Raw genomic sequence first — 12,781 nt, forward strand, 5'->3', positions numbered from 1 at the left:
GTCCTACAGGATTTCGCATGCCGTTCTCCAATAAACCGCTCTCGGGTCTGAAAGTCATCGAATTGGGTACGTTGATTGCCGGGCCGTTTGCCTCGCGTATTTGCGGCGAATTCGGCGCCGAAGTGATCAAGATCGAGTCCCCCGACGGCGGTGATCCGTTGCGCAAATGGCGCAAGTTGTATGAAGGCACCTCGCTGTGGTGGTTCGTGCAGGCGCGCAACAAGAAATCCCTGACCCTGAACCTGAAGCACCCGGATGGCCTGGCGATCCTGAAACAATTGCTCAGCGAAGCGGACATCCTGATCGAGAATTTTCGTCCCGGCGTGCTGGAAAAGCTTGGTCTGGGCTGGGAAGTCTTGCACGCACTGAACCCGAAACTGGTGATGGTGCGGCTCTCGGGCTTCGGCCAGACCGGGCCGATGAAAGATCAGCCGGGCTTCGGTGCGGTCGGTGAATCCATGGGCGGCCTGCGCTACATCACCGGGTTCGAGGACCGGCCGCCAGTGCGCACCGGGATCTCCATCGGCGACTCGATTGCCGCGCTCTGGGGCGTGATCGGGGCTCTGATGGCCTTGCGTCATCGCGAGGTCAACGGTGGCTTGGGCCAAGTGGTGGATGTGGCGCTGTACGAAGCGATCTTCGCCATGATGGAAAGCATGGTGCCGGAGTTCGACGTGTTCGGCTTCATCCGCGAACGCACCGGCAACATCATGCCGGGCATCACGCCCTCCTCCATTCACACCAGCGCCGACGGCAAACACGTGCAGATCGGCGCCAACGGCGATGCGATCTTCAAGCGCTTCATGCTGATCATCGGGCGCGAGGACCTGGCCAACGACCCTGCTCTGGCCAGCAATGACGGACGCGACAGCCGTCGCGACGAGATTTACGGGGTGATCGACCGCTGGGTCAATTCACTGCCGCTGGACGCGGTGATCGAGCAACTGAACCAGGCCGACGTTCCCGCCAGCCGGATCTTCAGCGCCGAAGACATGTTCAACGACCCACAGTACCTGGCCCGGGAAATGTTCCTGCAAGCCAAGCTGCCCGACGGCAAGGATTTCAAGATGCCCGGCATCGTACCGAAACTCTCTGAGACACCCGGCACCTCCGAATGGGTCGGGCCGCAACTGGGTGAACACAATGCGCAGGTCCTCCACGACCTGGGCTACGACCCGGCACGGATCGCACAGCTGCGTGAAGACGGGGCCATCTAAGCTGAATCGCCTGCTTTCATCCACCATCGATTACCTCGGCAGCGGGCGCCTGCTCGCGGCGCTCGGGTTGTTGTCAGGGCTGGTTTCCCCGGCCCTGGCGCAACCTGAAGCGCATTTGCTTTGGCTGCTGCGCGACCTGCCGCCGCTGACGACCTTTGAAGGTCCGAAAAAAGGTCAGGGGGTTATCGATCAACTGATACCGCTGCTGACCGCCGGCATGCCGCAATACCAACACACCCTGATGCGGGTCAATCGCGCCCGCGGCATGCAGATGCTTCACGAAGAATCCTTCACCTGCGACCCCTCGCTGATCTGGAGCAAGGAGCGCGAACAATGGATTGCGTTTTCCATTCCGGCCTTCCTGGCAGTCAGCAATGGGCTGGTGATCCGCCGTGAAGACCAGTCGGTGCTGGAACCCTTTATCTCCAACGGTGAAGTCGATCTGGCGGCCCTGTTGGCCAGCGGCCGACAGAAAGTCGGGGTGATCGCCGAGCGTCGTTACGGTCAGTTCCTCGACACCTTGCTGCAACAGGCGCCGGCCGGTGCGCTGACGCCCCACTACGGCAACGACGCCCTCGGCAGCCTGTTGCAGATGCAGCGCCTGGGTCGTTTGCAGGTGGTATTGGGTTACTGGCCGGAAATCCGCTATCAGGCCCATCAGGAAAACCTGGCCGATGAGCAGCTGGAGTTCTACCCGGTCAAAGGCGCGGGCAAATACCTGCCCGTGTACATCGGTTGCTCGAATACACCCCAGGGCCGACAGGCGATCAGTGAAATCAATCAGCTACTGCGCACCCTGCCCCGCGAGCGTCTGGCCCCGCTGTATGCCGACTGGCTCGATCCGCAAAGACGCAAGGACTACCTCGAAGAAACCAGGGCCTTTTTCGAGCGCCAGGCCACGCCGTGACAAATCGCAGGCAAAAAGAAACCCCGAGAAGTGGGGAGACGACTCGGGGTTAAACGTGGCCTGTATTACAGACCAGTAGCAGCAAGCTACAAGCACCGGAGCACAATGCTTGATCCTGCTGTTACATGGTCTGACTGACCTTGGCGCAGGAAGGTTCCCACAAAAAACAATTCAATTTCGGCTGGCCAGGCGCTTGTCCTGGGCAGCATTGCGCAACGCCGCGATGACACAGGGCTCCAGGCGTCCCTCCGCGATCAGCACGTCGCGGTGCAGCCCGTCGACGACATCCGTCAGCAGACGTTTATCGGTTAACTGGGCCTGATTGAACAGCCGTTCGACCACAATAGCGCCGGTCGCATTCTTCAGCGTCACCAGGCATTCGCCATGGGTACGCGATGGAGTCAACGTGACCTGATACGGGCTCAGAGCCTCACCGAGCAATAGACTGATACTTTCCATCTCGATCACCACTCAATAGTCCGAAAACAAAGTGCCTGGGGCGTATCCACAGTAAATGACCACAGGCCCGAGAAGAAAGTTCTGAATTCCAACGGCAGGCGCACCGGCGCCTCTGGTTGATAAAGCATGCCCGGAAAAGATGACAGTAAAAAAACAGCCATTTCATGAGGCGTAGAACCTGTGGGAGCGGGCTTGCTCGCGAAGGCGGTACATCAGACAACATTAATGTCGACTGACACTTCCTCTTCGCGAGCAAGCCCGCTCCCACATGACTTGCGTTAACTGACCGGCATTACGCTGCCCACCTGCCTTGTCCGCTTGGCCAGATCGGTCCATCCGCCCAGCAGCCCTCGCAATTGACCGTCCGCACTGTAAAACGGCACCGTCCACTGATAGATGTCCCTGACACCGTCCTTGAACATCAACTGACGTTCGCTGAAGCGGGTCTTGCGCGTACCGAGCTGGGCCATGAACTCGGCGTGCAGTTGCTCGGCAGTCTCTTTGGGCAAGACATCGAGTTCGATCAATTGGCGCCCCTGAATCTGGTCGAAACGGGTCGACAACCCCTCTTCATAACTCTTGTTGCACATGATCAAGCGCCCTTCCAGATCACGCACGAACATCGGATCGGGCATGGCGTCTATCAAGGCATGCTGGAAGGCGAGCTGGTCATTGAGGTCTTTTTCGGCGTCCCGACGTTGCTGGATCAACACCGTGAGTCGCCGGTTCCACAGCAGGGATAGCAGCGCAAAAACACTGGCAAAAAAAACGCTCCAACAGCCCCATTCGGTTATTTGCTGCCAGGTCGAAGGCGTCTGTACAGGAACAATGCCATCGAGCCACTTCAAGCGAATCGCGCGTAACTCGGCAGGCGGAAACGCTTCGAGTGCCTTGTTGAGGATGCTCAACAACTGCGGCTGTCCTTTGCGTACAGCCAGATGATCGGCCTCCCATTTACCCTCTACCATATGGCCCACCTTGAGCTGCCCGGAGGGATAGAGTTGCGCCCCGGTTTCGTTCTCGATGGTGGCATAGGCGTCGCCGCTTTCGACCAGCGCCCTGGCCTCGGCGTAGGTTTTGACCGAGCGCAGCTCGATGGCCGGATAGTCGCGACGAATGGTGGCTTCCAGTGCGTGCCGGGCCGGCAGCGCCAGCACCCTTTTTGACAGCTGGTTCATGGATTGCACCGGTGGCGCCCCCGCTCTCCCGACGAATACCCAGCCCGCACCACCGAACGCATGGCTGAAATCCAGAAACTCCTTGCGCTCCTCACTCATTGCCAGTGTGGTGCTCATGTCTGCCACGCCGCTCTCCAGCCGCTCCAGCAATTGAGCGGTGGAAAATGTCTCTTCATGGAGAAACTGCAGCCCTGTCATGGCGCTGATACGGTTGAGCACATCGTTATTCAACCCGTTCCACTGACCATGCTCATCCTTGAACAGGTACAGCGGATACTGCGCCGACGCGACGATGACTGTCGGATGTTCAGCAATCCATTGCAGCTCCTGAGCGTCCAGCTTCACGGGAGCGACGGCGGCTGGCTCCCTGGATTCATGTGCCGTCAATTGTGCAGCTTTTACCCAGGGTCCAAAGCCCAGGGCACCCAACAATAATATCCAGCACACGGCTGGCTTGAACCCTCTAAAAAACAGCATTGCCACTTCCTTGGTAATCGTCTCGCCCGTCCTTCATGGGCGGCTCTTCATTTACGAAACCCGACAAGTGTGGCATGCAGATATGAGAAAGCCCGTCAGGAGACGGGCTTCAAAATGTGACAGCTTTTACCGGTTACAGTGGCTTGCCGCGGTTGCCATGCTGACTGACAAAGGCCTGCACGGCTTTCAGGTCGTTCGGCAACACGGTGCAACGTTCATCTCGCTCAAACAAATCAGAAAGATGTGCAGGTAGTTCGAGTGCTTTTCCTACACCGGCTTTTTCCACCGCGTCCGGGAATTTGACCGGATGAGCCGTGCCCAGGATCACCATCGGGATATCCAGGCTACGACGGCATTCGCGCGCGGCCTTCACGCCGATGGCGGTGTGCGGGTCCAGCACCTCGCCGGTTTGCTCGAAGACTTCGGCAATGGTTTCGCAGGTTTGAGCGTCGTCCACCGCCAGCGAATCGAACAGCTTGCGTGCTTCGGTCCAGCGCTCCTGTTCAACGCTGAAACCGCCACCCTGCTTGAAGGTGTCCATCAAACCGGCTATCGCCGCGCCGTTGCGACCGTGCAGGTCGAACAGCAGGCGTTCGAAGTTCGACGAGACCATGATGTCCATCGATGGCGACAGCGTGGCGTGCAGGGTTTCCTTGACGTACTGATTGCCGCTCATGAAGCGGTGCAGGATGTCGTTGCGGTTGGTGGCGACGATCAACTGGTTGATCGGCAGGCCCATGTTGCGCGCCAGGTAACCGGCGAAGATATCGCCGAAGTTGCCGGTCGGCACCGAGAACGACACCGAACGCGCCGGGCCGCCCAGTTGCAGGGCTGCATAGAAGTAGTAAACGATCTGGGCCATGATCCGCGCCCAGTTGATCGAGTTCACCGCTACCAGGCGCGTGCCCTTGAGGAAGCTCTGGTCGGCGAAGCTCGCCTTGACCATTTCCTGGCAGTCATCGAAGTTGCCTTCGATGGCGATGTTGTGGATGTTCTCACCGAAGATGGTGGTCATCTGGCGACGCTGCACTTCGGACACACGGTTGTGCGGGTGCAGGATGAAGATGTCGACGTTTTCGCAGTGCTTGCAGCCTTCGATGGCGGCCGAACCGGTGTCGCCGGAGGTAGCGCCAACGATCACCACGCGCTCGCCGCGCTTTTCCAGTACGTAGTCGAGCAGACGACCGAGCAGTTGCAGGGCGAAGTCCTTGAACGCCAGGGTCGGGCCGTGGAACAGCTCCAGCACCCATTCGTTGCCATTCAGCTGACGCAACGGGGCTACGGCGCTGTGGGAAAACACGCCATAGGTTTCTTCAAGAATCTTTTTGAAATCGGCATCCGGAATGCTGCCGGCGACGAACGGGCGCATCACCCGGAAGGCCAGCTCGTGATACGGCAGGCCGGCCCAGGAAGCGATTTCTTCCTGGGTGAAACGTGGCAGGTTTTCCGGGACGTACAGACCGCCGTCGGTGGCGAGACCGGCCAGCAGGACGTCTTCGAAATTCAGGGCCGGTGCCTGGCCGCGGGTACTGATATAACGCATGACTGGCTCCAATAGACAGTGTTCGCAAACCCGGGCCCGCCTGCGGGCCCGGTGAACGATAACGGCTTAGTTCAGGTGCTCGACGCGGATCCGTACGACCGGACCGACCACGCCCGCCAAGGCTTCCAGGGCGGCGATCGCGTCGTTGATGTGCTGCTCCAGCACGCGGTGGGTCAGCAGGATCATCGGCACCAGGCCGTCGTGTTCCTCGACTTCCTTCTGCATGATCGATTCGATGTTGATGCCGCGTTCCGACAGGATGCTCGCCACCTGAGCCAGTACGCCCGGATGGTCCTTGGCCTGAATGCGCAGGTAGTAGGCGCTTTCGCAGGCTTCGATCGGCAGGATCGGATGGGCCGACAGCGAATCCGGCTGGAAGGCCAGATGCGGCACGCGGTTTTCCGGGTCGGATGTCATGGCGCGAACCACGTCCACCAGGTCGGCGATCACCGACGAAGCGGTCGGCTCCATGCCGGCGCCAGCACCGTAGAACAGGGTCGAACCGGCGGCGTCACCGTTGACCATCACCGCGTTCATCACGCCGTTGACGTTGGCGATCAGGCGATCGGCCGGGATCAGCGTCGGGTGTACGCGCAACTCGATACCGGCCGCGGTGCTGCGCGCCACGCCCAGGTGCTTGATGCGATAGCCCAGCGCTTCGGCGTAGTTCACGTCAGCGGTGGTCAGCTTGGTGATGCCTTCGGTGTAGGCCTTGTCGAATTGCAGCGGGATGCCGAACGCGATGGACGCCAGGATCGTCAGCTTGTGGGCGGCGTCGATGCCTTCGACGTCAAACGTCGGGTCGGCTTCGGCGTAACCCAGGGCCTGCGCTTCGGCCAGCACGTCTTCGAAGGTCCGGCCCTTCTCACGCATTTCGGTAAGGATGAAGTTACCGGTGCCGTTGATGATGCCGGCCACCCAGTTGATACGGTTGGCGGACAGGCCTTCACGGATCGCCTTGATCACCGGGATGCCGCCGGCCACGGCCGCTTCGAACGCAACGATCACGCCCTTCTCGCGAGCCTTGGCGAAAATTTCATTACCGTGAACGGCAATCAGTGCCTTGTTCGCGGTGACCACATGCTTGCCATTCTCGATGGCCTTGAGTACCAGCTCGCGGGCAACGGTATAGCCGCCCATCAGCTCTATGACGATGTCGATCTCAGGGTTCGTGGCCACTTCGAAGACATCGTTGGTAATCGCAATACCGGTCGTCTGGAACTGAGGCTTTGGCGTGCGCATGGCAATTTGTGCCACTTCGATTCCACGCCCGGCACGACGAGCAATTTCCTCGGCGTTGCGCTGAAGTACGTTGAAGGTACCGCCACCGACGGTCCCTAACCCACAGATGCCTACTTTGACCGGTTTCACTGTGAACTCCCCATAAAACGGCCGACTCAAGGCCGGCCGTGAAAACAGCCGCAGGTTCGCGGCTCTCTATTGATGGCCCGGCAAATGCTGCCGCCGGACCACGCTCGTCAAAGGCTGGCCGTGACGATGCGAATTTACTTCGCGCCCAGTGCCAGTTTGGCGACTTGTGGCGCAGGCTGGTAGCCCGGAATGACCTGACCGTCGGCCAAAACGATGGCCGGTGTACCGTTCACGCCAATCGACTGACCGAGGGCAAACTGCCTGGAAACCGGGTTATCGCACTTGGCGGCCTTGATTTCCTTGCCATCAACCATTTTGTCCATGGCGGCTTTCTTGTCTTTCGAGCACCACACGGCTTGCAGTTGCTCGTCACCCGGCGAGCCCAGGCCCTGGCGCGGGAACGCGACATAACGCACTTCAATACCGAGTTTGTTCAGCTCAGGCACTTCGGCGTGCAGCTTGTGGCAATACGGGCACGTGGTGTCGGTGAAGACGGTGATGTGCGATTTGGTTTCGCCGATGGCCGGGTAGACCACGGTTTCAGCCACTGGAATGCCGTTGATCAGTTTGGCAATGCCCAGGCGCTCGGTCTTTTCGGTCAAATTGACCGGTTTGCCGTCCTTGAGCTGGAACAGGTAGCCCTGAACCACGTATTGACCGTCGGCGCTGGCGTAGAGCACGCGGCTGCCCTTGAGTTTGACCTCATACAGGCCTGGCAACGGGCTGGCGGTGATGGTTTCGACCGGCACCTCGAGCTGGAGGTTTTCCAGGCTTTTACGAATGGCTTTGTCGGCCGCGTCATCGGCGACGGCAAAGGTGCTGACCAACGCAATGGCTGCGGCGGCGAAAATCTGGGTCAGACGCATGAGAACTCCTGAAGGCGGACAAATGGGACGATCAGAACGCCCGTGCCGAAACACCGGGTCATAACCGCCCATCGTGCAAACCGGCAAAGCCTACCACATAAGGCCCCTGTGGCCGACTCCCGGTGATACAAGGCATCTAGAAGGCTCTGGCCTCTATGTGGGAGCGGGCTTGCTCGCGAATGCGGTATATCAGGCAACATCAATGTTGAATGTCAGGCCCCCTTCGCGAGCAAGCCCGCTCCCACCTAAAACCACTCTCACCCCGGTTAGCCGCGCGGGTGATGCTTGGCATGCAGATCCTGCAAGCGCGCCCGGGCGACGTGAGTATAGATCTGGGTGGTCGAGAGGTCGCTGTGACCCAGCAGCATTTGCACCACCCGCAAGTCGGCGCCGTGGTTGAGCAGATGCGTGGCGAAGGCATGGCGCAGGGTATGCGGCGACAGCGACTTGCCGATCCCGGCGACCTTGGCCTGGTGCTTGATGCGATGCCAGAAGGTCTGGCGGGTCATTTGCTCGCCGCGCTGGCTTGGGAACAGCACATCACTGGGACGCCCGCCCAGTAGCTCGCCACGGGCATCGCGCATGTAGCGCTCGACCCAGACGATCGCCTCCTCGCCCATCGGCACCAGCCGCTCCTTGCTGCCCTTGCCCATCACCCGCAGCACGCCCTGACGCAGGTTGACCTGTTCCAGCGTCAGGCTGATCAGCTCCGTTACCCGCAAGCCACAGGCGTAAAGCACCTCAAGCATGGCGCGGTCACGCTGGCCGATGGCCTCGCTCAAGTCCGGCGCGGCCAGCAAGGCCTCCACATCGGCTTCCGACAAGGATTTAGGCAATGGCCTGCCCAGTTGCGGCATATCCACGCGCAGGGTCGGATCGACCGCGATCAGCTTCTCCCGCAGCAAATAGCGATAGAAACCACGCACACCGGAGAGAAATCGCGCCGTAGAACGGGGTTTGTAGTTTTGCTCCAGGCGCCAGGCCAGGTGATCGAGGATCAACTCCCGCCCGGCATTGATCAGCTCCAGGCCCTTCTCCTGCAGCCAGCCGTTGAACAAGGCCAGGTCGCTGCGATAGGCATCGCGGGTGTTATCGGAAAGGCCTTTCTCCAGCCACAAGGCGTCGAGGAACTGGTCTATCAGGGGATGATCGATGGCAGGCATGGGGGCTCAGAACTGGCGGACAAAAGGCCGCAAAAATGAAGAGTCTTGCATAACACGTTGAGGGTGACACATGAAATTCGGGCACAAAAAAAGCATCCCTTGCGGGATGCTTCTTTTTGAGTAAGACGCTCAGCTCTTTACCGGGCCGGTTCGTTCTGCCCCAGGATCAGCTTGCCATCCTTGTCGACCGGAATCTGATTGCCCGGATCGCGATCCATCCGCACTTTGCCTTCCTTGCCGTCCAGCGAATAACGAACGTCGTAGCCTACGACCTTGTCGCTGATGTCATTGACCGTGTTGCAACGAGTCTGAGTCGTGGTGTAGGTGTCACGCTCCTGCATGCCCTCCTGCACCTTGTTACCCGCATAACCGCCGCCGACCGCACCGGCCACTGTGGCGATTTTCTTGCCCGTGCCGCCGCCGATCTGGTTGCCCAACAGGCCGCCAGCCAGGGCGCCGACCACCGTACCGGCGATCTGGTGTTGATCTTTCACCGGCGCTTGCCGGGTCACCGTAACGTCCTTGCACACTTCACGTGGAGTTTTGATTTGTGTCTTGACCGGTTCAACGGCCAGCACTTGTGCATACTCAGGGCCGCTTTTAACCAGTTTGTAGGTGGCAACAGCACCCCCGGCAGTCACACCGACAGCACCCAATACCGCACCAACCAGCAACGACTTGTTCACATGAACCTCCTGGCTATAACAGACGGGACATACCCGCGCTTCTCCCAGCCTTGGAGCATAAAAAAAGGCGCGAGTTCAACACTCGCGCCTTCTCGGCTTGCAGCAGGAAAAAGATAACCGTTATGGACGGTCGTCGACTTCCTTCTCGCTCGTCGCCACAGGAATCAGGTCTTCGCTGTTCAGGTTCAGCCAGATCAGCACCACGTTCGCGATGTAGATCGAGGAGTAAGTACCCGCCAGAACACCGATGAACAGGGCAATGGAGAAGCCGAACAGGTTGTCGCCGCCGAAGAACAGCAGGGCCGCGATTGCCAGCAAGGTGGAGATCGACGTCGCCATGGTCCGCAGCAGGGTTTGCGTGGTCGAGATGTTGATGTTCTCGATCAGGCTGGCCTTGCGCAGGACGCGGAAGTTCTCACGAACCCGGTCGAATACCACGATGGTGTCGTTGAGCGAGTAGCCGATGATCGCCAGTACCGCCGCCAGCACCGTCAGGTCGAAGGTGATCTGGAAGAACGACAGGATACCGACGGTCACGATCACGTCGTGGATCAGGGACACGATCGCACCGACCGCAAACTTCCACTGAAAGCGGAACGCCAGGTAGATCAGGATGCCGCCCAGCGCCATCAGCATGCCGAGGCCGCCCTGGTCGCGCAGTTCTTCACCCACTTGCGGGCCGACGAACTCGACACGCTTGACCTGAGCCGGGTTGTCGCCGCCGACTTTCTGCAGCGCTTCAGCCACCTGGTGACCCAGTTGCGGGTCTTCGCCAGGCATGCGCACCAGAAGATCGGTAGTGGCACCGAAGTTCTGCACGATGGCTTCGTGATAACCGGCTGTAACCAGTTGCTCACGCACCTTGGTGACATCGGCCGGACGCTCGTAGGTCAGCTCGATGAGCGTACCGCCGGTGAAGTCCAGGCCCCAGTTCATGCCCTTATGAAAGACACTGAACATTGCCAGCGCGGTAAGGAACAATGTGACGCCGAACGCAAAGTTGCGAACGCCCATGAAGTTGATTGTACGTAACATGGCAGCCCCTTAAATCCACAACTTCTTGAAGTCACGACCGCCGAAGATCAGGTTGACCATCGCGCGGGTCACCATGATGGCCGTGAACATCGAGGTAAAGATCCCGAGGGACATGGTCACGGCGAACCCTTTGACCGGGCCGGTGCCCATGGCAAAGAGAATCCCGCCCACCAACAAGGTTGTCAGGTTGGCGTCGAGAATCGCGGTGAATGCCCGGCCGAAGCCTTCGTTGATTGCCCGTTGTACGGTCATGCCGGCCGCGATCTCTTCACGTATCCGCGAGAAGATCAGAACGTTGGCATCGACCGCCATACCCATGGTCAATACGATACCGGCGATACCCGGCAGGGTCAGCGTTGCACCCAGCAGCGACATCAAGGCCAGCAGCATCACCATGTTCACCGCCAGCGCGACGGTGGCGATGAGACCGAAGAAGCGGTAGATGGCCATGATGAACAGCGAGACAAACAGCATGCCCCACAACGATGCATCGATACCTTTGGTGATGTTGTCGGCACCCAGGCTCGGGCCAATGGTGCGCTCTTCAGCGAAGTACATCGGAGCCGCCAGACCACCGGCACGCAGCAGCAGCGCCAGTTCGGACGATTCGCCCTGTCCGTTCAGGCCAGTGATGCGGAACTGGGCACCCAGCGGCGACTGGATGGTCGCCAGGCTGATGATCTTCTTCTCTTCCTTGAACGTCTGGACCGGCACGTCTTTCTCGACACCGTTGACCACTTGCTTGACGTAAGTGGTGACCGGACGCTGTTCAATGAAGATCACCGCCATGCTGCGGCCGACGTTGCTGCGAGTCGCACGACTCATCAGCTCGCCACCGTGGCCATCCAGACGGATGTTCACTTCTGGCGTACCGTGCTCGCCGAAGCCCGCCTTGGCGTCAGTCACCTGGTCGCCGGTGATGATCAGGCCACGCTCGATCAGAGCCGGAGGACGCTTGCCTTCACGGAACTCGAATTCCTCGGAAGTGGCTTTCGAAGCGCCAGGCTCAGCCGCCAGACGGAACTCCAGGTTGGCCGTCTTGCCGAGGATACGCTTGGCTTCTGCGGTGTCTTGCACGCCCGGCAGCTCAACCACGATGCGGTTGGCGCCCTGGCGCTGAACGATAGGTTCGGCAACACCCAGCTCGTTGACGCGGTTGCGTACCGTGGTCAAGTTCTGCTTGATGGAGTATTCACGGATTTCCGCCAGCTTGGCCGGGGTCATCGCCAGACGCAGTACCGGTTGGCCATTGAGGTCGGCCGGAACAATGTCGAAATCGTTGAAGTTCTTGCGGATCAGCGCACGGGCCTGTTCGCGGGAGTCTTCATCAGAGAAGCCCAGCTGAATGGCACCGCCCAGTTGCGGCAGGCTGCGATAGCGCAGTTTCTCTTTGCGCAACAGGCTCTTCACATCGCCTTCGTAGACTTTCAGGCGTGCGTCGAGGGCTTTGTCCATGTCCACTTCCAGCAGGAAGTGCACACCACCGGACAAGTCCAGACCCAGCTTCATCGGGTGCGCGCCCAGGCTGCGCAGCCATTGCGGGGTGGTTTGCGCCAGGTTCAGTGCAACGACGTAGTCATCGCCCAATGCCTTGCGCACGACGTCTTTGGCTGGCAACTGGTCTTCAGCCTTGACCAGGCGAATCAGACCGCCCTTGCCGTTTGCCGCCAGCGTGGCCGCCTTGACGTTGATCCCGGATTCCTTGAGCGCGGTGCTCACACGGTCCAGATCAGCCTGATTGACTTGCAGCGCAGTGCTTGCACCGCTGACCTGAATGGCCGGGTCATCAGGATATAGATTGGGAGCGGAATAAATCAGACCGACCGCCAGCACCGCCAGGATCAGAATGTATTTCCACAGAGGGTATTTGTTCAGCATC

Annotated in this window: 11 protein-coding genes; 2 read left to right on the plus strand and 9 right to left on the minus strand. The window is 59.7% G+C overall.

What is annotated here, in order from left to right; translation table 11 throughout:
* The first annotated feature begins 17 nt into the window (after positions 1-17).
* Together PSH64_RS24670 and PSH64_RS24675 are read left to right on the plus strand one after the other, a co-directional pair.
* Entirely contained in the window at positions 18-1,217 is a 1,200-nt protein-coding gene (locus tag PSH64_RS24670; RefSeq protein ID WP_305478966.1) for a CaiB/BaiF CoA-transferase family protein, read from the plus strand.
* Positions 1,198-2,124, plus strand: coding sequence for a TIGR02285 family protein (locus PSH64_RS24675; protein WP_305478967.1), 927 nt, complete (start codon positions 1,198-1,200; stop codon positions 2,122-2,124). Before PSH64_RS24670 ends, PSH64_RS24675 begins: the two co-directional genes overlap by 20 nt.
* A 171-nt stretch (positions 2,125-2,295) precedes the next feature.
* Here the strand turns inward: PSH64_RS24675 and PSH64_RS24680 are convergent, their stop codons facing one another.
* The 9 genes from PSH64_RS24680 to secD all read right to left on the minus strand — a co-directional run bounded on the left by PSH64_RS24680 (position 2,296) and on the right by secD (position 12,780).
* Positions 2,296-2,583 carry a DUF3509 domain-containing protein gene (locus PSH64_RS24680; protein ID WP_105344853.1) on the minus strand — a complete coding sequence of 96 codons (288 nt, stop codon included), beginning with the start codon at positions 2,581-2,583 and terminating at the stop codon, positions 2,296-2,298.
* A 278-nt stretch (positions 2,584-2,861) separates the two neighbouring features.
* Positions 2,862-4,238, minus strand: a complete 1,377-nt coding sequence (locus tag PSH64_RS24685; protein ID WP_105344851.1) for a transporter substrate-binding domain-containing protein — start codon at positions 4,236-4,238, stop codon at positions 2,862-2,864.
* Between the two features lie 133 nt (positions 4,239-4,371).
* Complete coding sequence (gene thrC, locus PSH64_RS24690) at positions 4,372-5,781, minus strand: threonine synthase (protein WP_305478969.1); 1,410 nt, start codon at positions 5,779-5,781, stop codon at positions 4,372-4,374.
* Positions 5,782-5,847: 66 nt separating this feature from the next.
* The gene (locus tag PSH64_RS24695) at positions 5,848-7,152 is read right to left on the minus strand and encodes a homoserine dehydrogenase (protein ID WP_018926703.1); all 1,305 of its coding nucleotides are present in this window, start codon (positions 7,150-7,152) and stop codon (positions 5,848-5,850) included.
* 134 nt (positions 7,153-7,286) lie between these two features.
* Positions 7,287-8,018, minus strand: coding sequence for a bifunctional protein-disulfide isomerase/oxidoreductase DsbC (gene dsbC, locus PSH64_RS24700; protein WP_105344847.1), 732 nt, complete (start codon positions 8,016-8,018; stop codon positions 7,287-7,289).
* A 266-nt stretch (positions 8,019-8,284) separates the two neighbouring features.
* Positions 8,285-9,181, minus strand: a complete 897-nt coding sequence (gene xerD, locus PSH64_RS24705; protein ID WP_007934017.1) for a site-specific tyrosine recombinase XerD — start codon at positions 9,179-9,181, stop codon at positions 8,285-8,287.
* Between the two features lie 137 nt (positions 9,182-9,318).
* Entirely contained in the window at positions 9,319-9,867 is a 549-nt protein-coding gene (locus PSH64_RS24710) for a glycine zipper 2TM domain-containing protein (protein ID WP_018926705.1), read from the minus strand.
* A 120-nt stretch (positions 9,868-9,987) separates the two neighbouring features.
* Positions 9,988-10,902, minus strand: a complete 915-nt coding sequence (gene secF / locus PSH64_RS24715) for a protein translocase subunit SecF (RefSeq protein ID WP_230175196.1) — start codon at positions 10,900-10,902, stop codon at positions 9,988-9,990.
* 9 nt (positions 10,903-10,911) lie between these two features.
* Positions 10,912-12,780 (minus strand): protein translocase subunit SecD, encoded by a 1,869-nt coding sequence (gene secD, locus PSH64_RS24720; RefSeq protein WP_105344842.1) that lies wholly within the window; start codon positions 12,778-12,780, stop codon positions 10,912-10,914.
* Position 12,781 lies beyond the last annotated feature (1 nt).

It is taken from the genome of Pseudomonas sp. FP1742 (genome assembly GCF_030687145.1).
GTDB classification, from domain to species: domain Bacteria; phylum Pseudomonadota; class Gammaproteobacteria; order Pseudomonadales; family Pseudomonadaceae; genus Aquipseudomonas; species Aquipseudomonas frederiksbergensis_D.

Excerpts from the sequence above, each read along its gene's own strand:
- PSH64_RS24670 (WP_305478966.1), top strand. The coding sequence starts at position 18 with ATGCCGTTCTCCAATAAACCGCTCTCGGGTCTGAAAGTCATCGAATTG.
- PSH64_RS24680 (WP_105344853.1), bottom strand. The coding sequence starts at position 2,583 with ATGGAAAGTATCAGTCTATTGCTCGGTGAGGCTCTGAGCCCGTATCAG.
- PSH64_RS24685 (WP_105344851.1), bottom strand. The coding sequence starts at position 4,238 with ATGCTGTTTTTTAGAGGGTTCAAGCCAGCCGTGTGCTGGATATTATTG.
- thrC (WP_305478969.1), bottom strand. The coding sequence starts at position 5,781 with ATGCGTTATATCAGTACCCGCGGCCAGGCACCGGCCCTGAATTTCGAA.
- dsbC (WP_105344847.1), bottom strand. The coding sequence starts at position 8,018 with ATGCGTCTGACCCAGATTTTCGCCGCCGCAGCCATTGCGTTGGTCAGC.
- xerD (WP_007934017.1), bottom strand. The coding sequence starts at position 9,181 with ATGCCTGCCATCGATCATCCCCTGATAGACCAGTTCCTCGACGCCTTG.
- secF (WP_230175196.1), bottom strand. The coding sequence starts at position 10,902 with ATGTTACGTACAATCAACTTCATGGGCGTTCGCAACTTTGCGTTCGGC.
- secD (WP_105344842.1), bottom strand. The coding sequence starts at position 12,780 with ATGCTGAACAAATACCCTCTGTGGAAATACATTCTGATCCTGGCGGTG.